Below are 20,626 nucleotides of genomic sequence, written 5' to 3'. Positions count from 1 at the left end.
GACCTCGACGTCGGCCGGGGGGACCTGATCGTGAGCCCCGGAGACCAGCCCGTGCAGGCGCGTGAGCTCGTCGCCAGCGTCTGCTGGATGAGCGGGACCCCGCTGCGCGTGGGCGACCGGGTGGCCCTGAAGCACACCACCCGCACGGTGCGCGCCATCGTCCAGCGCATCGCCGACCGGCTCGACCCCGAGACGCTCGACACCTCCGCGGACCCGGCGGAGCTGGCGCTGAACGACATCGGCACCCTCACGCTGCGCACCAGCTCCGTGGTGCTCGCCGACCCGTACGCGAAGAACCGCGAGACGGGGGCGTTCATCCTCGTCGACGAGCACGGCAACGACACCGTCGGCGCCGGGACCGTCCTGCAGGCGCGGGACGCGGCCCACGTGGCCGCGGCCGCGGCCGACGCCGTCTGGCACCCCTCCGCGGTCGGGCGCGACCGCCGCGCCGCCGCCACCGGTCAGCGCGGCGGCTCGCTGTGGCTGACGGGGCTGCCCGCCCCGGAGGGCGCCGCCCTCGCCGCCGCTCTGGAGCGTGCCCTGCTCGCGCAGGGGCGCGCCGCGTACGTGGTGGACTCCCCGGCCGTGCAGCAGGGGCTGTGCTCGGACCTCACCGACGCACCCGGGGACCGGATCGAGCGCACCCGGCGCCTGGCGCACCTCGCCCGCCTGTTCGCCGACGCCGGCACGGTCGCCGTCGCCGCCGCCGGGGAGCCGGGGGCGGTGCGCGCCCTGCACACCGCCGCCGGCCTGCCCTGCGCGGTCGTCGACCTCGGCGACGCGCGCGGAGGGGCCGTGGAGGACCGCAGCGCCGACGTGCACGTGGCGCCGGTCGCCGGCAACCCCGACGAGACCGCCGCGCGGGTCCTCGCCGCGCTGGACGGGCACCCGCTGCTGCGGCACCCGCAGGCCTGAGCCGCGCCGGGACCGTGCCCGCGCCCCGGTGGCGCGGGCGCGGTCCCGGCGGCGCGGTCCCGGGGCGCCCCTCACGGCACCCGGATCATGCCCTCCTGCGCCACGGTCGCCACGTGCGCGCCGTCGGCGGTGAAGAAGCGGCCCGTCATCAGGCTGCGTGCACCCGTCGCCGTGGGGGTGCGCACCACGTACAGCAGCCAGTCGTCGAAGCGGGCCGGGCGGTGCCACCACACCGCGTGGTCCAGGCTCGCCACGGTCATGCCGCGGGTCGCCCAGACGAGCCCGTGCCGGCGCAGCACCGCGTCGAAGAGCACGTAGTCCGAGGCGAAACCCAGCAGGCTGCGGTGCAGCAGGTCGTCGTCGGGCAGCGGCCCCGTCGCCCGCAGCCACACCGCCCGCTCCTCCCCGGCCTCCGCCGGCGGCGCGGGCAGGTACGGCGGGGCCAGGACGTGGCGCACCTCCAGCGGCCGCCCCTCCCGCCACGCCGCGGCCATCGGGTGGTCGATCCCGCCGAGGAGGTCCTGGTCGGAGGGCAGCCCCTCCGGCCCGGGCACGTCCGGCATCTCCTCGGCGTGCTCCAGCCCCTCCGCGGGCTCCTGGAACGAGGCGATCATGGAGAAGATCGGGGTGCCGGACTGGAAGGCCTGCACGCGCCGCGCGCTGAAGGAGCGGCCGTCCCGCAGCCGCTCCACCGCCAGCTCCAGCGGCACGCCGATGTCGCCGGGGCGCAGGAAGTACCCGTGCAGCGAGTGCAGCGCGCGGCCCTCGGGCACCGTCCGGCCCGCGGCCAGGGCGACCTGCCCGACGACCTGCCCGCCGAAGATCCGCCCGTGCGGCTGCGGCAGGTTCGAGGCGGCGAAGACGTCCGGCCGCGCCGGGTCCGGCCGCAGGTCCATCATGGCCGTCAGCCGCTCCAGCCTCGGGTCGGGTGCGGTGTCACCGGGCGCGGGAGCCATGGTCGTGACGCTACCCGCCGGCCCGCCGCGGTCGCCGCGGGCCCCGGACGTGCGCCTCCCGGTGCGTGACCAGCCCGGCGGCGCTCCGTTACGGTCAGCGCGTGCTCGCCGCCCGCGCAGTCCGCCAGTCCGAGACCGACCCGCTCTCCGGCCTCGAGGTCGCGGACGGCCCGCCGCCGCAGGTGCCGCCGGGATGGGTGCGCGTGCGGGTGCGCGCCGCCGCGCTGAACCACCACGACCTGTGGAGCCTGCGCGGGGTGGGCCTGCCCGCGGACCGGCTGCCCATGGTGCTGGGCTGCGACGCGGCCGGGGTCACCGACGACGGGCGGGAGGTGCTCGTGCACGCGGTGATCTCCTCCCCGGACTGGCGCGGCGACGAGACGCTGGACCCCGCGCGCACGCTGCTGTCGGAGCTGCACCCGGGGACGCTGGCGGAGGAGGTCGCCGTCCCCGCCCGCAACCTCGTGCCCAAGCCCGCGGGGTGGAGCTTCGAGCGTGCGGCCTCGATGGGCACGGCGTGGCTGACGGCGTACCGGATGCTCTTCACCCAGGCGCAGGTCGTCCCCGGGCAGACGGTGCTGGTGCAGGGCGCCGCCGGTGGGGTCTCCAGCGCGCTGGTGGCGCTCGGCGCGGCGGCCGGCCTGCGGGTCTGGGTGACCGGCCGCGACCCCGAGCGCGTGCAGCAGGCCGTGGAGTGGGGCGCCGAGCGCGGGTTCGCGGCGGGGGAGCGGCTGCCGGAGCGGGTCGACGCGGTGATGGAGACGGTGGGCCGCGCCACGTGGCGGCACTCGCTGCGCTCCCTGCGACCCGGCGGCACCGTGGTGGTGTCGGGGGCGACGACGGGTGGGGACCCGCCGGCGGACCTGGAGCAGGTCTTCTTCCGGCAGCTGCGCGTGCTCGGCTCGACGATGGGGACGCTGGAGGAGTTCCGCAAGCTCGTGGCGTTCTGCGAGCTGCAGGAGCTGGCCCCGGTGGTGGACTCGGCGTACGCGCTGCCCGACGCGCACGCGGCCTTCGCGCGGCTGGAGAGCGGGCGGGCCCGGGGCAAGGTCGTCGTCACCACATGACGATGAGGTGACGGCAAGCACTTGACGTTCTGGAAAGTAGTTGGTGAGATAGTCGCACCAACCACGGTCCAGGAGGTCGTCGTGAGCATCCCCACCCCGTCCGAGGCCGGTGTCCTGCTGCACAAGGCCGAGCTGACCGCCCGCACCACCCGTGCCGGTGCCTCCGCCCTGCCCGCCTGCTGGCTCACCGGCATGGCCGCCGCGAACCTGCTCTACTTCACCGGCGTCGGCCTGGCCGGCACCGACGAGACCGAGGGCCTGCTCCTCTCCGGGGTCTTCCTCGTCGTCGTCCTCGGGCTCACCGCCTCCCTCCTGCCCGCCTCCCGCGTCAGCAGGGTCGGCTTCAGCCGCCGCTGGGTCGCCTCCGTCGTCACCTGGGGCGTGCTGTTCGCCCTCGGCCTCACCGCCGGGCTGACCCTGCTGCCCGGCGTCCTCGCCTACTGGCCCCTCGCCGGCGCCCTCGTCGCCCTGCCCCTCGCCCTCGGTGCCCGCGGCGAGCTGCGCCCGTGACCGCCGGGCAGCACGCCCGCCACCGGCTCGACGAGGTCGTCCACCAGCCCGTGCGCTTCTCCGTGCTGGCGGCGCTCGCGGCGGCCGAGGAGGCGGAGTTCTCCTGGGTGCGCGACACCGTCGAGGTCAGCGACTCCGTCCTCAGCAAGCAGGTCACGGTGCTGGAGGAGGCCGGGTACGTGCACGTGCGGAAGGGGTCCGTCGGGCGCAGGCCGCGCACCTGGCTGCGCCTGACGCCCGACGGGCGGGCCGCCTTCTCCCGGCACCTGACGGTGCTGCGCGAGATCGCCGGGGAGGGCTGACCCCTCCCGGTGCGCCGCGTCAGGCGCAGGACGAACTGCTCACCCGGCTCGCCGGCGCCCCCCGCTGACGACCCGCAGCCCGCGACGGGCCGCGCGGGCGGCGGCTCAGGCCGCTGCCAGCCTGCGGCGCAACGCCTCCAGCTGGTCGCGCATCTGCACCGGCAGGCGCTCCCCGAGCAGGTCGAACCACTCCTCCACCGCGTCGCACTCCGCCCGCCAGGCGGCCACGTCCACCTCCAGCAGCCGCTCCAGGGCACCCGCGGGCAGGTCCAGGCCCGACACGTCCAGCGCCCGCGGTGTGGGCACCCAGCCGACCGGGGACACCGTCGCCGCCCCCGTCCCCTCCAGGCGCCGGCACACCCACGCCAGCACCCGCACGTTCTCCGCGGCCCCCGGCCAGGACCCGCCGCCGTCCCCACCGCGGGCGGCCCAGTTCACGGCGAACACCCGCGGGCGGCCCTCCGCCGGCAGGCCGCGCAGAACCTCCAGCCAGTGCGCGGTGTGCTCGCCCGCGTGGTGGCCCGCAGAGGCCGGCAGCGCGAACGGCTCCCGGCGCAGCGCCCCGCAGGTGTCCTCCGTCGCCGCCGTCGCCGCGAGGAACACCCCGTGGTCGGTGTGGAAGGCCTCCGCCACCAGCGGCGTCCCCCCGGCGCGGCGCCCGCCCACCACCACCGCGTCCAGCGGGAAACCCGCCGGGTCGTCCCAGTCCAGCGCGAGCGAGGAGCAGCGCGTCGCGGGGACCACGAACGAGCCCGCCGGGTGCGCGGCCGGTGCCGGCGAGCCCGGCGCCCAGTCCGCGCCCCGCCAGTCCACGAGGTGCGCCGGCGGCTCGGCCGTCAGGCCCTCCCACCACACGTCGCCGTCGTCGGTGAGGGCGACGTTCGTGAACAGGGCGTCCGCGCGCAGCGCGTCCGCCGCCGCCGCACCGCCCGCCGTCCCCGGCGCCGTGCCCGAGAACCCCGCGTCCGGGCTCGACGCGCGCAGCCGCCCGTCCGGCCCCGGGCGCAGCGCGGCGACGGAGCCGCCCAGGGTCTCCACCTGCCAGCCCGGCAGCGGCGCGCGCAGCGACGCCGGCCCGGAACCCCCGCCGGAGGCCAGCACCGCGCCGACGTGGAAGGCCCTGCCCTCCGGTGACGTGACGCGCAGCAGCGTCATCCGCTCGGCCAGCCAGCCGCCCTCACGACCCGCCGCCGAGGCCAGCCGCAGTCCGCTGTCCGCCCCGGCCGGCACGGCGTTGTCGCGGTGGGCCGAGCCGTACGACCACACCTGCCGCGTCTCGGGGAAGGTGGCGACGTACTTCAGCTCGCTGGAGGGCCACGGCACGTCGGGCCGCGCCCGCCCGAGAACGTCGACCAGCGGGAAGCCGACGCTGTGCACCACCTGCACGAACGACGCGCCGTCGCCCAGGAGGTCGAGGGCGACCCGGCCCGTCCACGCCAGCCGGCTCAGCACCGCCACGACGTAGGGGGAGTCGGTGACCTGCACGCCCACCAGCGGTGCCGGCCCGCCCGGCTGCCCGAGGCAGAAGGGCACCACGTACATCGTGCGCCCGCGCATGCACCCCTCGAAGAGGGCCTCCAGCTCCTCCCGCAGCGCGGTGGGCTCGCGCCACCTCGCGCCCGGCCCGGCGTCCTCGCGGCGGTGGCAGGCGGTGAACGTGCGCTCCACGGCCGCCGTGGCGTCGTGCGGCGCGGTGCGCGCGAGGAAGCTGTTCGGCCGCCGCGAGGGGTCCAGGCGCACGAGCGTGCCCGCCGCGACCATCTCCGAGGTCAGCCGCCGCCACTCCTCCTCCGAGCCGTCGCACCACACCACGCGCTCCGGCCCCGTCAGCGCGGCGGTGCGCGCGACCCAGGCGAGCAGCCGCCCGTTCGACGTGGGCGCGCACGGCAGCCCCGGGTCGGCCGGCAGGGCGGTGGTGGCGGTCATGGAGGTCCTCCGAGCGTCGACGACCGGTCAGCGGCCCGATCCTCCGGGCCTGTCCCCGGCTGTTCAAGGGATGGACGCGTGCAAGAACCGCCGTTTTTTCGCTACCGTCAATCCCCATGGCCCGGGTCCACGTCGCAGCGCTCGAGCACATCGGGGCGGCCCACGAGCGCCCCGCCGCACCCGCCGCCGAGGCGGTCGACCCCGTCACCCTCGGCCGGCGCATCCGGCACTACCGCACCCAGCGCGGCCTCACCCTCGCCGAGCTCGGCGAGCGCGCCGGCGCCACCCCCAGCCAGCTCTCCCTCGTCGAGAACGCCCGGCGCGAGCCCCGGCTGTCCCTGCTCACCGCCCTCGCCGGCGCCCTGGGCGTCCCCGTGGCCGACCTCGTGGCGCCCGAGCCGCCCCCCGACCGGCGCATCGCCCTGGAGATCGAGCTGGACCGCGCCCAGCGCAGCCCTCTGTTCGCCACCCTCGGCATCCGGCCCGTGCGCCCCGGGCGCAACCTCCCGCTGGACGCCCTCGAGCAGCTCGTCGCCCTGCACACCGAGCTGGCCCGGCGGCACGACGCCTCCCACGCCACGCCCGAGGAGGCCCGCCGCGCCAACACGGAGATCCGCCTGGTCATGCGCACGGTGGACAACCACCTGCCGGAGCTGGAGGAGCTGGCGGAGTCGATGGTCCGCGAGGCCGGGTACACCGTCGGCGCCCTCACCCACCGCACGGTGGCGCGCATGGCGGAGCTGCTGGGTTTCCGCATCATCCACGTCGACGACCTGCCGCACTCCACCCGCACGGTCACCGACCTCGCCCACGGGCGCATCTACCTGCCGCCGGCCTCGATCCCCGGCGGGCACGGCCTGCGCTCCCTGGCGCTGCAGGCGATCGCGCACCGCGTCCTGGGCCACGAGCACCCCGCGAGCTACGCGGACTTCCTCCGCCAGCGCCTGGAGATCAACTACTTCGCGGCGTGCTGCCTCATGCCCCGCGGGGTGGCCGTGGAGTACCTCGCGGCGGCCAAGAACGCCCGCGACCTGGCCGTGGAGGACTTCCGCGACGCGTTCGGCGTCACCCACGAGGCCGCCGCGCACCGCCTGACGAACCTCGCCACCTCCCACCTCGGCATCCCTGTGCACTTCCTGCGCGTCGGGGAGGACGGGGCGCTGTACCGCGGCTACGAGAACGACGGCGTGCCGTTCGTGCAGGACGCCACCGGCGCGATCGAGGGACAGCCGGTGTGCCGGCGCTGGACGGCGCGCACCGTGTTCGGGCTGCAGGACCGCACGACGGAGAACTACCAGTACACCGACACCCCGGCGGGCACGTACTGGTGCTCCAGCCAGACGGGCACCCAGACGGCGGGGCAGTTCTCCATCACCGTCGGGGTTCCGTACGCGCACGCGAAGTGGTTCCGCGGCCGGGACACCGCCGTGCGGCAGGCCTCCCGCTGCCCCGACGGCTCCTGCTGCCGCCGGCCGGCGCGGGAGCTGGAGGAGCAGTGGGCGGGGCGCGCCTGGCCCAGCGCCGCCCTGCACGCCCAGGTGCTCGCGCCGCTGCCCGCGGGGACCTTCCCCGGCGTGGACGACGCGGAGGTGTACGCCTTCCTCGCCAGGCACGCCCCCCAGGAGTGAGCTCCCAGGGGTCCCCGGCCCGGGTGCGTGCCCCGGTGTGGCGGGGACGTCCCGCGCGCGACGCGCCGGTGTTTCCCCTCCGAACGTCCCCGCCCGGGTCGTGCCCCCGGAGGGGCGGGCCTCACCTCGCGGCGGGCACCACGTCGTCGAAGGCGGTGGCGGTCGCCTCGGTCACGACGTCCCGGCCGCCGAAGACGACGCCCGTGGCGAGCTTGCCGCCCTTGGCCAGGGCCGTGACGGCGTCCTTGGCCGCGGGGGAGAACAGCTGCCCCCGGGTCAGCAGCAGCGGCCCGGCGAGGTTGCCCATCGCGGCCGAGCCGACGAGGGCGTCCGGCCAGTTCTCACCGGTGGCCAGGCCCACCACCTGCACGGGGGCCGCGGCCGCGCCCCCCTCGGTCGCGGCGAACCTCGCCGCGACGAGGCGCGCGGTGTCGTAGCGGTCGGTGCCCGTGACGGCCTGGGCCGCGGCGGCCGCGGCCGCACCGGCGGGCAGCTGCCGGGCCGCGGCGAGCGCGGGGCCACCGACCGGCACCGTGCGGGTACCCGCCGGGTCCTGCTGGGCGAGGAACGCCTTCGTCGCGGCCGGCAGCACCGGGCCGTTGGTCAGCAGCACCACGCCACCCGTGCGGGCCGCGAGCGCCGAGACGGCCAGACCGTCGGGGAAGTTCACGCCGCTGGCCAGGTACACCGGCGCGGCCGCGCGCTGCGCGGCGCCCTGCTGGGCCCGCACCGCCTCGGCGACCGCGACCGCCGTGGCGTAGCGGTCCGCGCCGGCGAGGCGCTTGACCTGGTAGGTGGCGGACAGCCCCTTCAGCGCGGTCTCCACGCCGGGGGACACCGCGCCCGGCCCGCCCAGGACGTGGACCGTCCCGCCGTCGGCCAGCACCCGCTTCACCTCCGCGGCGACGTCCGCGCCGAGGGTGGCGCCGCCGGTGAGCAGCAGCGGGGCGCTGGCCGCCGAGGCCAGCCGCGCCCCGCCGAGCGCGTCGGCGTAGGTGCCGGAGGTGGAGACCACCACCGCGCGCGCCGAGCGGTCGGGGAACAGGGTCCGCGACACCCGCACCGAGGTGGCGATGCGGTCCGGCCCGTCGAAGCGGTGCACGCCCGCCGCGGGCGCCACGACCCCGGCGCCGCCCGCCACCGCCACCGCCGGGGTGCTCGCCGCGGAGGCCTCCCCCGTGCCGAAGGAGTTCACCGCCGCGACCGTGAAGGTGTACGAGCCGCTGGCGAGGCCGGTCAGGACCTGCGTGGTGGCGGTGGAGGAGAACTCCACGGGCTTGCCGGCCACCCCGTCGCGGGAGGGCACGACGACGTACCCGCTGACCGGGGCGTCGCCCGGCGCCGTGGGCGCGGTCCAGGTGAGCGTCACGTCCCCGCCCGTCGAGGTCGCCGTCACCTTGGAGGGGGCCGGGGGCCTGGCGCCGGCGGTGAGGGCGACCACCTGGTCGTCGTGGCCGGCGGGGTTCGTGGCGCGCACCCGCACCGAGACGGTGGCCTTCGCCGTGGGCGTGCCGGACAGCACGCCGGTGCGCGTGTCCAGCGTCAGCCACGGCGGCAGCGCGTCCACCGCGGACCACGTCGGGGTGGGGAACCCCCGGGCGGTGAAGGTGTGGCTCCACGGCCGGCCCACGGCCGCCGGCGCCGGGGCGGGTGAGGTGACCGCCGGCGCCGAGGGGGCCGTGGTCGGCGTGAGCTCGCTGAGCTGCCCCGCCCCCGGGTCCGCCACCCAGACGTGCTCGCGGGCGTCGACGGCGAGCGCCGACGGCGCGGTCAGCGCGGAGGCGGTCGCACCGCCCGCGGTGGCGGGCCCGGCGGTGCCGGTGCCCGCAACGGTCGACAGCGTCCCGGCGGCGTCCACCGCCTCCACGCGGGCGTTGCCCGAGTCCGCGACGAGCAGGTTCCCCGCGGGGTCGACGGCCACGCCGGAGGGGGAGCGCAGCGGCGAGGACGTCGCGGGCCCGGGCACCGGGGCACCGGCCGTGCCGGTCCCGGCCGCGACCGACAGCACACCGGCGGGGGTGACCTTCTCCACCCGGTGGTTGCCCCGGTCGGCGACGAACAGGTTGCCGTGGAGGTCGACCGCGACGCCGGAGGGGGAGTTCAGCGGGGAGGCCGTGGCGACACCGGGCAGCGGTGCGTCGGCGCGGCCGGTGCCGGCCACCACGGACAGCGTCGTCAGGCCCGCCCCGGCGACCTTCTCCACCTGGTGGTTGCCGGTGTCGGCGATGAAGAGGGCGCTGCCCGCACCGTCGCGCCCGACCGCCACGCCCGCGGGGGAGTGCAGCGGGGAGGCGGTGGCGGGGCCGGGCAGCGGCGCGCCCGGGGCGCCGGTGCCGGCGAGGACGCGCAGGTCCGCGTCGGCCCAGTCGGTGGGCTTCGGCACCACGTGCACCTGGTGGTTGCCCGTGTCGGCGATGTAGAGGTTGCCGGCCGCGTCCAGCGCGACCCCCCGCGGTGCGGACAGCGACACCGCCAGGGCCTTGCCGTTCGCGACGGCCGCCGCCGTGTCGTCCGTGCCGTTGCCCGCCACGACCCGCGCCGGGCCGCCCGCGGGGATGCGGACGACCACGTGCCGCGCGGCGTCCGCGACGAAGACGTTGCCCTCCGCGTCGACCGCGACACCCGAGGGCGCGCCCAGGGGCGGGGTGGAGGCGGCGTCCGCGCGCACCGCGAGGGCGTACGGGCCCGCCGCGGCGGTGGCCGTGCCGGGCAGGGTGACGGCGGGCAGCGCCACGGCCAGCAGCCAGGTCGCCGCCCGGCGGGAGCGGCGCGCGGGGGCGCGGTCGGTCGTCCGGACAGCGCGGGAGGCGTCTCTCACGCCCGCCCATCGGCAGGTGGCGCCCGACCTTGAGCCGTCCGGAGCAGGCAATCCTCACCCGGCGTGGTGGGCGCCCCGGGCCCACGCGCCCCCCGGGCCGGTGACCGGCTGCCCGCGCGGCGGTGTCCCGGTCACCCGGCCCACCGTTGCGAGGGGAACGGGTCCTCCTCCCGGCCTCCTCCGTCCGCGACCGGTTGTAGACCGTCGGTCGGACCCCGGACCGTCCGTCAGGGCGACCTCACGCGGATTCCCCGTGGCTACGTTGGCGGCAGAACCCAGAGGAGAGATCATGCGCCGTGGAACCCGCCACATCCTGCTGTCCGCCCCCCTGCTCGCAGCCTGTGTGCTGACCGCCTGCTCGGGCACGCCCGACACCGCCGCCAGCGCCGAGCCCACCCGGACGCCCGCGCTGGAGACGTACTTCCAGGCCGTCTACGGCGGCGGCCTCAGCGAGGAGGAGCGCGAGAAGCGGGCCGACGAGCAGATCGAGCGCTCGAACGAGCTCATCGCGCAGTGCATGAAGGAGCAGGGTTTCGAGTACACGTCCGACGCCCCCGTCGGCGAGTCCGCCGCCAGCGAGGAGGAGTGGGACCCCGAGTCGCGGGAGTTCGTCGCCCAGTACGGCTACGGCGCGGTGAACCAGCCCGGCGGGGACGGGGCGGGAGCCGCCGCAGAGGACGCGGACCCCAACGCCGCTTACGTCGCCAGCCTCTCCGAGTCCGAGCGGGCCGCCTACGAGGAGGCACTGGCGGGACGGCAGCCCACCGAGGACGAGATGGCCGCCCTCGAGTCCGGTGAGCAGACGTGGGACTGGACCCAGGGCGGGTGCAGCGGCAAGGCGTACCACGAGATCACGGGCGACGACCCGTTGCAGTCCGACGAGCACAAGGGGCTGAACGACGCCATCACCAAGTTCTTCGAGGAACAGTCCACCTGGCCCGAGCTGGCCGAGCTGAACTCTGCCTGGTCCACCTGCATGACCGAGGCAGGACACCCCGGGTTCACGACACAGACCGACGCCCAGGCCTCGATCTACGACAAGCAGAGCACGCTGCGGGAATCTGCCGGACCGGACGGGGAACCCGACCCGGCCGCGCTCGACGCCCTCGCGGAGGAGGAGGTCGAACTGGCGCTGGTGGACCTCGACTGCCGCGAGAAGACCGACTTCAGGTCGAAGTTCGACGACGTCAACTTCGAGAAGCAGCAGCAGTTCGTCGACGACCACAAGGCCGAGCTCGAGGCCGTGAAGGCCGACGCGGAACAGGGACGCTGATCGACGCCCTCGCCCCCGGGCCGGTCGCGGGCGGCCTCCGAGCGCGACGACACGCCGCTGGTGCGACGCTTCCGCCCGGCACCGCCCCGAACCGTCCGGTGCTGCCGAGGACCTCGTGCGCCGGCGCCCGCGTCAACCCGGGAAACCGAGTTCTCGTCGACACCGGCACCCCGACGGACCTGCGGCGCCCTCCCGTCCCCCGTGCCGCACGCCCACGTCCGACGTGGACGGCGGAACCCGGTGACCACGTTCCACCGTTGGAAACCTTCCCGGGCGGACCCCGGTGATCGGTCGGTCGCTACTGTGGCCCACCGGCACCCCCGAGGAGGGATCATGCACCGTGAGAGCCGCCACACCCTGCTGTGTGCGCCTCTGCTCGCGACCTGCCTGCTGACGGCCTGCTCGGACCCGCCCGAGGCGTCCCGGGCCGAGCCGGTGCCCCCGCTCAGCGCATACGTCCAGGCCTTCTACGGGAGCGGTCTCAGCGAGGAGGAGCAGCGGGAGAAGCTCGACGAGGAGAGCAGGCGCGCGGAGGAGCGGATCGCCGGGTGCATGCGCGAGCAGGGCTTCGAGTACACGCCGGACATCACGACCACGTCGGCCTCCTCCACCGGTGTATGGGACTTCAGCTCGCGGCAGTTCGTGTCCCAGTACGGCTACGCCGTGGTGAGGAAGCCCGGGCAGGAGGACGCCGGGCAGCGGTCGGAGGATCCCGACGCCGAGTACCTCGAGAGCCTCTCCGAGTCGGAGAGGGACGCCTACCAGGCGGCGCTGTACGGCTCCCCGCTCTCCGGGGAGGAGCTCGCAGCCGCCGCGGAAGGCGACGTCGACCACGGCCCGGCGGCCTCCGGGTGCAGCGGCGAGGCCTACGGCGAGGTGACGGGCGAGAACCCGATGACGTCCGGCACGCATGCGGAGCTGAGCGAGGCCATCTCCGACTTCTACGCGGAGCAGCCCTCCTGGCCCGAGCTGGCCGAGGCGAACTCTGCGTGGTCGGACTGCATGGCGGACGCAGGACATCCCGGGTTCACCGCCCAGCAGGACGCCCAGACGTCGATCCTCGCGGAGGAGGGCGCGCTGTCCGCAGCGCCCGACGTCGACCAGGAGGCGCTCGACGACCTCGGCGAGGAGGAGGTCGAGCTGGCGCTCGCGGACCTCGGCTGTCGCGAGGAGACCCGCTACGAGGAGAAGTTCGACCGGGTCGCCTTCGAGAAGGAGCAGCAGTTCGTCGACGACCACAGGACCGAGCTGCAGGCCATGAAGGCCGACGCGGAGCAGGGACGCTGACCGACGGCCCCCCTCCGCCGGTTCCGCACCGGCCCGGAGGCGGGCAGGAGCTCCGGTGATCACGCCCGTTGCCACCGGGGAACCACGCCGGCGGTGATCGTCCGGCGGCCAGGTTGCTCACGCACACGTTGTGCGGCAGCACTTCCGGTCCGGGCGGTCCCCGGCGAGGCGTCCCGTGGCAGGTGCGGCTGCGAAGGTGGTGCCAGGTGCTCTCGCCTCCGGGCAGGGCGTTCCCGGGAAACCTCTCCGCCTACGACCAGGGGTGGACCCCGGTCGGACGTGGGTCGTCCTTCGGGGCGACTCCGGTCCGGTGCCGCGTCGCTACGGTGGCCGCAGAACCCAGAGGAGAGATCGATGCGTCGTGGATTCCGCCACACACTGCTGACCGTGCCCCTGCTCGCAGCCTGCGTGCTGACCGCCTGCTCGGGCTCGCCCGGCACCGCCGGGACCGCCGAGCCCGCTCGCGAGCTCCCGCTCGAGCAGTACTTCGACTCCGTCTACGGCGGTGGCCTCGGCGAGGAGGAGCGCGAGAAGCAGCTCGCCGAGCGGGTCGAGCGCTCGGAGGGGATCGTCGCGCAGTGCATGAAGGAGCAGGGTTTCGAGTACACGCCGAACACCACCGCCACCGAGGGCGGCGACAGCAGCGAGGCGTGGGACCTCGACTCGAGGAAGTGGGTTTCCCAGTACGGCTACGGGGTGGTGGAGCAGCCCGGGCAGGCGGAGGCCGAGACGGGGAGCGCCGCGGAGGAGGACCCCAACGCCGCCTACGTCGCGAGCCTCCCCGAGTCCGAGCAGGCCGCCTACCGGGAGGCGCTGGCGGGGCCGGAGCCCACGGAGGAGGAGCAGGCCGCCCTCGAGTCCGGCGAGGGGGAGTGGAACTGGGAGGACGCCGGATGCTCCGGCAAGGCCGCGCACGAGAGCATGGGCGAGTTCCCGTTGGAGTCGGACGAGTACGAGGGCCTGAACGACGCGATCACCAAGTTCTTCGAGGACCAGGCCACCTGGCCCGAGCTGGCCGAGCTGGACGCCTCCTGGTCCACCTGCATGGCGGAGGCCGGCCACCCCGGGTTCACCGCCCAGCAGGACGCCCAGATGTCGGTGTGGAACGAGCAGGGCGAGCTCCAGGGAGCGGACGGACCGGACGGTGAGCCCGACCCGGCCGCGCTCGAGGCCCTCGGGAAGAAGGAGGTCGAGCTGGCGCTGGCGGACCTCGACTGCAGGCAGAGGACCGACTACAAGTCGAAGTTCGAGGACGTCAGCTTCGAGAAGCAGCAGCAGTTCGTCGACGACCACAGGACAGAACTCGAGGCCTTGAAGGCCGACGCAGAGCGAGGACGCTGATCGATGCCCTTCCGTTCGAGCAGGCCGCAGGGGATCTCCGAGCACGACGACACGCTGCTGGCGGAGCTCGTCCCGGACCCGCACCTGGACCGCGGGGACGGTGACGACGACGGCAGGGTTCCCCCCGGCGGTGGTGCGGTCCCGTCCCGGGCGTCGGTCCTCCTGCGGCGCAACCGTGTTCTCCTGGTCGTCGCCGGCGCGGCGGCGCTGAGCCTCGTGGCCGGGCTCCTGCTGGGGCGGTTCGTCCTCGGGGCCGCCGACGAGGAGGAGGTCCCTGCCCCGGGCCTCATCACCGTGCCCGTGGAGCTCGGGGAGCTGAGCAACGACGTCACCATCCGCGGTGAGGTGGCCTACTCCGACTCGGTGGAGGTGCGCATCGACACCTCGGCCATTCCCGGGCCGGCGGTGGTGACCGGCCGGGTTCCCGCCGTCGGCACCGAGCTGACCGGGCTCAGCGTCGCCCTGGAGGTCACCGGCCGTCCGGTTCTCGTGCTGCCCGGCCAGCTGCCCGCCTACCGCACCCTCCAGGTGGGGGTGTCGGGGCCCGACGTCGTGCAGTTCAAGCAGGCGGTGCGGGCGGTCGGCCTGGACGCGGGGAACCCCGGGAGCGACGTCTTCGACGCGCGCGCGGCGAACGCCGTGACCGCCCTGTACGACGAGGCCGGCTACCCGGCCCCGGAACCGCCCGAGGGCGCCGAGGAGGGGGTGCGGGCCGCTCAGGACGGCGTCCGCGGCGCCGAGCAGGCGGTGCGCGAGGCGCGCGCAGCGCTGGACGGCGCCCGTGGGGGCGCCGGTGCCGTGGAGATCCGGGAGGCCGACAACGCCGTGAACAGCGCCCGCCGCGAGCTGGAGGCCGCCCGCGCCGAGGTGCCGGTCGACACCGTGAGGGTCGCCGACCTGCAGGACGCGCTCGGTCTGGCGCAGCTGCGCCGCGCCCAGCTGGACCGGCCGGTGGACACCGGTGCCCAGCGCTCCGCGCTGGAGGCCGCCGAACAGCAGCTGCGCCAGGCACGGGCCGACCTCGGGAAGGCGCGGGAGCAGGCGCTGCCGCACCTGCCGGCCGGGGAGGTGCTGTTCCTCGCCGACCTGCCCCGCCGGGTCGACGCGGTCACCGCCGCCCGCGGCAAGGTCCTGGAGGGCCCGGCGATGACGGTCTCCGGTGCGGCGCTCCAGGTGACCGGCACGGTCGCCGAGGCCGACGCGAAGCTGCTGGCCGTCGACGGGGAGGCGTTCCTCGACCTCCCCGGCGGTGGGAGGCACCGTGCGGTCATCGGGGCGGTGAGGCCGGGTGAGGGCGGTGCCGCCCGCCCGACGGTGAACCTCGTCCCCGACCCGCTGACCCCGCAGCAGGTGGAGGAGCTCAAGGGGTCGAACGTGCGGGTGTCCATCCCGGTCGGGGCGACCCAGGGGCCGGTGCTGTCGGTCCCGCTCGCCGCGGTGTCGGCCGGTCCCGGCGGCGAGAGCCGCGTGGAGGTCGTCGAGGGCGACCCCCGGGCGGGTGAGGACGCCGTCACCCGGCTCGTCGTCGTCGAGACCGGGCTCGCGGCCGAGGGGGCCGTGGAGGTCCGCCCGGTCCGGGGGCAGCTCGCCGAGGGCGATCTCGTCGTGGTGGGCCGCTGAGTGGAGGACCAGGACACACCCGCGCCCCCGCTCGTCGAACTGCGCGACGTGACCCGATCCTTCCCCGGTCCGCCGGAGGTGCAGGCGCTGAGGTCGGTGAACCTCACGGTGCACGCGGGGGACTACGTCTCCATCGTCGGGCCCAGCGGATCGGGGAAGTCGACCATGCTCAACATCCTCGGTCTGGTGGACCGGCCCAGCGTCGGGGAGTACCGGCTGGCCGGCACGCTGACCGGGAACCTCGACGAGGCCAGCCGCTCGGCGCTGCGCGGCTCGCGGATCGGGTTCGTGTTCCAGTCCTTCCACCTCATGCCGCGCCGCACGGTGCTGGAGAACGTCATGCTGCCGATGCTGTACTGCGGAACCCCGCGCGCCGAACGTCAGGACCGGGCGCTGGCGGCGCTGGAGAAGGTCGGGATGTCGCACCGGCTCGGTTTCAGCCCCACGACGCTGTCGGGTGGGGAGCGGCAGCGGGTCGCCGTCGCCCGCGCGGTGGCCACCCGCCCCGCCCTGCTGCTGGCCGACGAGCCCACCGGGAACCTCGACCAGAGGACCACCGCCGACGTCATGGCGCTGCTGGAGGACCTGCACGACGACGGCATCGCCGTTCTCGTCATCACCCACGACCGGGACGTGGCCGCCCGGGCCGATCGCGCGCTGCACATCGCCGACGGCCGGCTGAGCGAGGTCCGGTGAGGGCGCGGGGCGCGGGGAGCGGCACGCCGGCCGCCCGGCGGGGCCTGCGGCGGTGGCGGCGCCCGGCAGCACCCACGCTGCCGGGGATGCCTCCCATCGCCCGGGCGGACCGGTTCTCCGCCGGCGACCTGCTCGTGGAGGCCACCGCCGACCTCGGCAGCCGACCCGGGCGGCTGGTGATGACCCTGCTCGGCACGGTCATCGGTGTCGCCTCGCTGGTGATGACCGTGGGGTTCTCCCAGACGACCGCGGCGCAGCTGGCACGCCAGTTCAACGCCTTCGCCGCGACCCAGCTGGTGGCCACCGCCGAGCAGGCCCGGACCGGAGGGGGGCGCAGCGTCGCCGCCGGCGAGCTGCCGTGGGACGCCGTCGCGCGGATGGAGCGCCTGGCGGGGGTGCGGAAGGCGGCGGTGGTGGCGGAGGTGACGCTGCCGGAGGGGGCCACGGTCACCGCGGTCCCCGTCAACGACCCGTCCCAGGCGCCGGTCGCCCCGCCGCGGGTGTTCGCCGCCTCGGCGCAGCTGCTGGACACCGTCGAGGGCACCGTCTCCGGCGGCCGCATGTTCGACTCCGGTCACGACAGCCGCGGTGACCGGGTCGCGGTCCTCGGCGAACGGGTCGCCGACCGGCTGGGGGTGACCAGGGTCGACGCGCAACCGTCCGTCTTCATCGACGGACTGGCCTACGCGGTCGTCGGCGTCTTCGGCGACGTCGAGGCCCGCGGTGAGCTCCTCGACAGCGTGGTCATCCCCACCGGCACCGCCCGCGCCGACTTCCGGCTGGGAACCCCGGGCGAGGTGCAGGCCCGCATCGTGGTCAACTCCGGCGCCCAGGTGGGCGCCCAGACGGCCCGGGCGCTGGCCCCCGACGAACCCGCCGGCATCGAGGTCCGTGCGCCGCGGGGACGCTCGGAGCTGGCGCAGAACGTCCAGGCCGACGTCAACGTGGTCTTCCTGATCCTGTCCGGGGTCGTCCTGCTGGCCGGCGCCATCGGCATCGCCGCCGTCACCACCCTGTCGGTGATGGAACGCACCGGCGAGATCGGGCTGCGCCGGGCGCTGGGCGCCACACCGCGGCAGATCTCGGGGCAGTTCATGACCGAGTCGGTCATCCTCGGGCTGCTGGGCGGGCTCGTCGGGGCGGCGGTCGGGGTGCTCGCCCTGCTCGGGGTCTCCCTCGTGCAGGGCTGGCTGCCGGTGGTGGACCCGCTCGTCGCGGTCGGCGGCGTGGCCCTCGGCGGGGGCATCGGGGTGCTGGCCGGTGGCGTCCCCGCCCGGCGGGCCGCGCGCATCGAACCGGTCGTCGCCCTCCGGGGCTGAGCACCACGCGGCACGCGCCACGCGAGGTGCGGCCGGGTCCGTGGCGGGTCCGTGGCCGCCCCGGCCCACGACCACACGTGCGCCACCCCGGCGGGTGCTCCATCATGGTCACCGGCCACGGACCGTCCGGCACCCGGTCGGGACGTCCCCGGTCCCGCCTCCCCGCCGGCACACCCGAAGCGTCACCCGAGCAGCTGGGAGCGACCGACTCGTGCACGGCGACCCGGAACCCGGTGCCCCGCCCCGCCCCGCGCCGGACCACGGGACGAGGGGGGCCATCGAGGAGTACTACGACGACTTCGCGCCGCACTACGTGCCGGGGTGGCGCGCCCTGCAGCTCTACGGCCCGCTCGTCGCGGACTTCCTCCTGAGCGCCGTGACGCCCGAGTGCCGGGTCCTGGACGTCGGGTGCGGACCGGGACAGCTGACGAGGAACCTGGCGCCGGACGTCTCCGTCACGGGTGTCGACCTGTCACCGCGGATGCTCGAGGTCGCGAGCGTCGAGCGGCCCGGGGGCCGCTACGAGCAGCACGACTTCCACGACCCGCTGCCGGGGAGCTGGGAGCGCTTCGACGTCGTCGTCGCCGTGGGGTGCCTGGAGTTCTGCCACGACCTCACCGCGACCCTGCGGAACCTCGCCGACGCGTGCGCGCCCGGGGCGCGACTGCTGGTGGGGGTCGTCGAGGACCGTGCAGCAGGCCGGACCGGTCACTCCACGCGCGCGTTCTCCGAGGACGGCCTGCCGGGGGTGCGGATGCACTGCTACGACGCCACCGCGCAGCTGGCAGCGGCCACCGCCGCTGGACTCTCGCCCTGGTCGTACCGGTTCGTGCCGGCCTGGCGGCACGAGGAGTACTCCTACACCGTGCGGTACGGGCTGTGGGAGCTGCGCAAGGACGTCCCGGGCCCGTGAGGACCCGGCAGAGCGACGGCCCGGTGAGGACGCGCCGACCGGACCCGCACGGAGCGCCCTAGTCCTCGAAGGAGTTCAGCAGGCTGTGCGCCGCCCGCTCCAGGTACTCCCACAGCACCGCCTCCTGCGCCTGCGGCAGCTCCAGGGAGTCCACCGCCGCCCGCATGTGCCGCAGCCAGCGGTCGCGGGCGTCCGGGCCGACCCGGAAACCGGCGTGCCGCATCCGCAGCCGCGGGTGCCCCCGCTGCTCGGAGTACGTCGTCGGCCCGCCCCAGTACTGCTCCAGGAACATCCGCAGCCGGGTCGCGGCGGGACCGGCGGGTCCGAGGTCCTCCTCCGGGTACATCGGGCGCAGCACCTCGTCGGTCGCCACGCCCTCGTAGAAGCGCGCCACCAGCCGCTCGAACGTCGCCCGGCCGCCCACCTCGTCGTAGAACGTGCGGGTCCGCCCGGGGGGCTGCCCGGCGATCTGCACCGGGCGGGAGAAGGAGGGGTTCTGCGGGGCGCTCACCGCACCAGTGTGCCCCCCGCCGCCGCCCGGGCCTGCCGCCGCTCCGCCGCCCGCGCCACGTTGCGCTGCATCGCCCCGAACACCGCCCCGTGGAAGGGCGTCACCGACCACCAGTACAGCTGCCCCGCCAGGCCGCGCGGGTGGAACAGCGCCCGCTGCCGGAACACCGTGCCGCCGTGCTCGTCCGTCTCCACGTGCAGCTCCAGCCACGCCAGGCCCGGCAGGCGCATCTCCGCCCGCAGCCGCAGCAGCCGGCCCGGCACCCGCTCCTCCACCCGCCAGAAGTCCAGCGCGTCGCCCACCTGCACCTCGTGCGGGTCGCGCCGGCCCCGCCGCAGGCCCGGCCCGCCGGAGGCGCGGTCCAGCAGCCCCCGCACCGTCCACGCCAGGGGCCAGGAGTACCAGCCGTTCTCCCCGCCGATGCCCTCCACGACCTCCCACAGGCACTGCGGGGAGGCGTCCACGGCGGTGGTGCGCTCGTCGACGTAGAGGCTGCCGCCCGCCCAGCCGGGGTCCGTGGGCAGCGGGTCGCTGGCCGCGCCCGGCACCGAGGCGGAGTCCCAGCGCGTGGAGACGTCCGCCTCCCGGACCCGCTGCAGGGCCAGCCGCACCGCCTCGTCGAAGCCGAGCAGCCCGCCGGGCGGGTCCGGCACGTACCGCGCGACGTCCCGCTCCCGGCAGACGACCTCGTGGACGAGGCTGGCCACCAGCGGGCGGGCGATCGAGCTGGGCACGGGCGTGATGAGACCCACCCAGTGGCTGGACAGGCCCGGTGTGAGCACGTTCACGGGCATGATCCGCCGCGGCGGCAGCCCCGCCACCCGGGCGTAGCCGCGCATCATGTCCAGGTAGGTCATGACCTCCGGCCCGCCGATGTCGAAGGTGCGCGAGACCTCCGGCGGCAGGTGCGCCGCCTGCACCAGGTAGCGCAGCACGTCGCGGATCGCGATGGGCTGGATGCGGTTGTGCACCCAGCGTGGGGTGATCATGACGGGCAGCCGCTCGGTGAGGTAGCGCAGCATCTCGAAGCTCGCCGAGCCCGAGCCGAGGATCACCGCCGCCTGCAGCGCGGCCGTGGGCACGCCCGAGCGCAGCAGCGCCTCGCCCACCTCCCGGCGGGAGGCCAGGTGCTGGGAGAGCGCCTCGCCCTCGGGGTGCAGCCCGCCCAGGTACACGATGCGGCGCACCCCCGCCGCCCGGGCGGCGCGGCCGAAGGACTCCGCGGTGCGCCGCTCGGCGTCGGCGAAGGTGCGCGAGTCGTTCATCGAGTGCAGCAGGTAGTAGGCGACGTCCACCCCCTCCAGGGCGCGGCGCAGGTCCGCGTGCACGGAGGCGTCCGCGGCGACCAGCTCCACGTCGCCCGCCCAGGGCCGGTCGCGCAGCCGCTCGGGCCGCCTGGCCATCGCCCGCACCCGCACCCCCGCCATCAGCAGCTCCGGCACGAGGCGGCCGCCGATGTAGCCCGTCGCGCCGGTCACGAGCGCCAGCGGCCCCGCCCCGCCGTCCGCGGGGGGAGGACCGGGCTGCCGTGCGGGATCGGTCAC

At 75.9% G+C, this 20,626-nt stretch carries 17 protein-coding genes; 12 read left to right on the top strand and 5 right to left on the bottom strand.

The window, feature by feature from the left end; all coding sequences use genetic code 11:
* A partial coding sequence (locus tag ACYQBY_RS10835) for an elongation factor 1-alpha C-terminal domain-related protein (protein WP_459643852.1) occupies positions 1–915 on the top strand: 915 nt, incomplete at its 5' end.
* Positions 916–986: 71 nt separating this feature from the next.
* Here ACYQBY_RS10835 and ACYQBY_RS10830 read toward each other — a convergent pair.
* The gene (locus tag ACYQBY_RS10830; protein WP_459643851.1) at positions 987–1,871 is read right to left on the bottom strand and encodes an acyl-CoA thioesterase; all 885 of its coding nucleotides are present in this window, start codon (positions 1,869–1,871) and stop codon (positions 987–989) included.
* Positions 1,872–1,972: 101 nt separating this feature from the next.
* Here ACYQBY_RS10830 and ACYQBY_RS10825 point away from each other — a divergent pair, with 101 nt between their 5' ends.
* The 3 genes from ACYQBY_RS10825 to ACYQBY_RS10815 all read left to right on the top strand — a co-directional run bounded on the left by ACYQBY_RS10825 (position 1,973) and on the right by ACYQBY_RS10815 (position 3,750).
* Positions 1,973–2,938: a zinc-binding dehydrogenase gene (locus ACYQBY_RS10825; protein WP_459643850.1), complete on the top strand. Its 966-nt coding sequence runs from the start codon at positions 1,973–1,975 to the stop codon at positions 2,936–2,938.
* An 81-nt stretch (positions 2,939–3,019) separates the two neighbouring features.
* A complete protein-coding gene (locus tag ACYQBY_RS10820; protein ID WP_459643849.1) occupies positions 3,020–3,448 on the top strand; it encodes a hypothetical protein in 429 nt (142 codons plus the stop codon).
* Complete coding sequence (locus ACYQBY_RS10815) at positions 3,445–3,750, top strand: winged helix-turn-helix domain-containing protein (protein WP_459643848.1); 306 nt, start codon at positions 3,445–3,447, stop codon at positions 3,748–3,750. Before ACYQBY_RS10820 ends, ACYQBY_RS10815 begins: the two co-directional genes overlap by 4 nt.
* 105 nt (positions 3,751–3,855) lie before the next feature.
* On the opposite strand, the gene ACYQBY_RS10810 is transcribed toward ACYQBY_RS10815, so the two are convergent.
* Positions 3,856–5,676, bottom strand: a complete 1,821-nt coding sequence (locus ACYQBY_RS10810) for a phosphoenolpyruvate carboxykinase (GTP) (protein WP_459643847.1) — start codon at positions 5,674–5,676, stop codon at positions 3,856–3,858.
* Positions 5,677–5,792: 116 nt separating this feature from the next.
* Between ACYQBY_RS10810 and ACYQBY_RS10805 the strand changes: the two genes are divergently transcribed.
* Entirely contained in the window at positions 5,793–7,304 is a 1,512-nt protein-coding gene (locus ACYQBY_RS10805; RefSeq protein ID WP_459643846.1) for a helix-turn-helix domain-containing protein, read from the top strand.
* Between the two features lie 121 nt (positions 7,305–7,425).
* Here ACYQBY_RS10805 and ACYQBY_RS10800 read toward each other — a convergent pair whose 3' ends face one another.
* On the bottom strand, positions 7,426–10,122 hold the full coding sequence (locus ACYQBY_RS10800) for a cell wall-binding repeat-containing protein (RefSeq protein ID WP_459643845.1): 2,697 nt from the start codon (positions 10,120–10,122) through the stop codon (positions 7,426–7,428).
* 289 nt (positions 10,123–10,411) lie between these two features.
* On the opposite strand from ACYQBY_RS10800, the gene ACYQBY_RS10795 reads away from it, so the two are divergent.
* The 7 genes from ACYQBY_RS10795 (at position 10,412) to ACYQBY_RS10765 (ending at position 18,571) form a co-directional block, all read left to right on the top strand.
* Complete coding sequence (locus ACYQBY_RS10795; RefSeq protein WP_459643844.1) at positions 10,412–11,395, top strand: hypothetical protein; 984 nt, start codon at positions 10,412–10,414, stop codon at positions 11,393–11,395.
* Positions 11,396–11,728: 333 nt separating this feature from the next.
* Positions 11,729–12,682 carry a hypothetical protein gene (locus tag ACYQBY_RS10790; protein WP_459643843.1) on the top strand — a complete coding sequence of 318 codons (954 nt, stop codon included), beginning with the start codon at positions 11,729–11,731 and terminating at the stop codon, positions 12,680–12,682.
* Positions 12,683–13,069: 387 nt separating this feature from the next.
* Positions 13,070–14,023: a hypothetical protein gene (locus ACYQBY_RS10785; RefSeq protein WP_459643842.1), complete on the top strand. Its 954-nt coding sequence runs from the start codon at positions 13,070–13,072 to the stop codon at positions 14,021–14,023.
* Positions 14,024–14,026: 3 nt separating this feature from the next.
* Complete coding sequence (locus tag ACYQBY_RS10780) at positions 14,027–15,643, top strand: efflux RND transporter periplasmic adaptor subunit (RefSeq protein WP_459643841.1); 1,617 nt, start codon at positions 14,027–14,029, stop codon at positions 15,641–15,643.
* Positions 15,644–16,339, top strand: coding sequence for an ABC transporter ATP-binding protein (locus ACYQBY_RS10775; protein ID WP_459643840.1), 696 nt, complete (start codon positions 15,644–15,646; stop codon positions 16,337–16,339).
* Positions 16,340–16,425: 86 nt separating this feature from the next.
* A complete protein-coding gene (locus ACYQBY_RS10770) occupies positions 16,426–17,658 on the top strand; it encodes an ABC transporter permease (protein ID WP_459643839.1) in 1,233 nt (410 codons plus the stop codon).
* Between the two features lie 211 nt (positions 17,659–17,869).
* Positions 17,870–18,571 (top strand): class I SAM-dependent methyltransferase, encoded by a 702-nt coding sequence (locus ACYQBY_RS10765; protein ID WP_459643838.1) that lies wholly within the window; start codon positions 17,870–17,872, stop codon positions 18,569–18,571.
* 58 nt (positions 18,572–18,629) lie between these two features.
* Here ACYQBY_RS10765 and ACYQBY_RS10760 read toward each other — a convergent pair whose 3' ends face one another.
* Both ACYQBY_RS10760 and ACYQBY_RS10755 read right to left on the bottom strand, forming a co-directional pair.
* Entirely contained in the window at positions 18,630–19,040 is a 411-nt protein-coding gene (locus tag ACYQBY_RS10760; protein ID WP_459643874.1) for a globin, read from the bottom strand.
* Positions 19,041–19,078: 38 nt separating this feature from the next.
* Positions 19,079–20,626 (bottom strand): SDR family oxidoreductase, encoded by a 1,548-nt coding sequence (locus ACYQBY_RS10755; RefSeq protein ID WP_459643837.1) that lies wholly within the window; start codon positions 20,624–20,626, stop codon positions 19,079–19,081.

It is taken from the genome of Kineococcus anabasis, from assembly GCF_054590795.1.
Note: the sequence above shows the minus strand (reverse complement) of the source record. Positions and strands in the feature narration are given on the sequence as shown.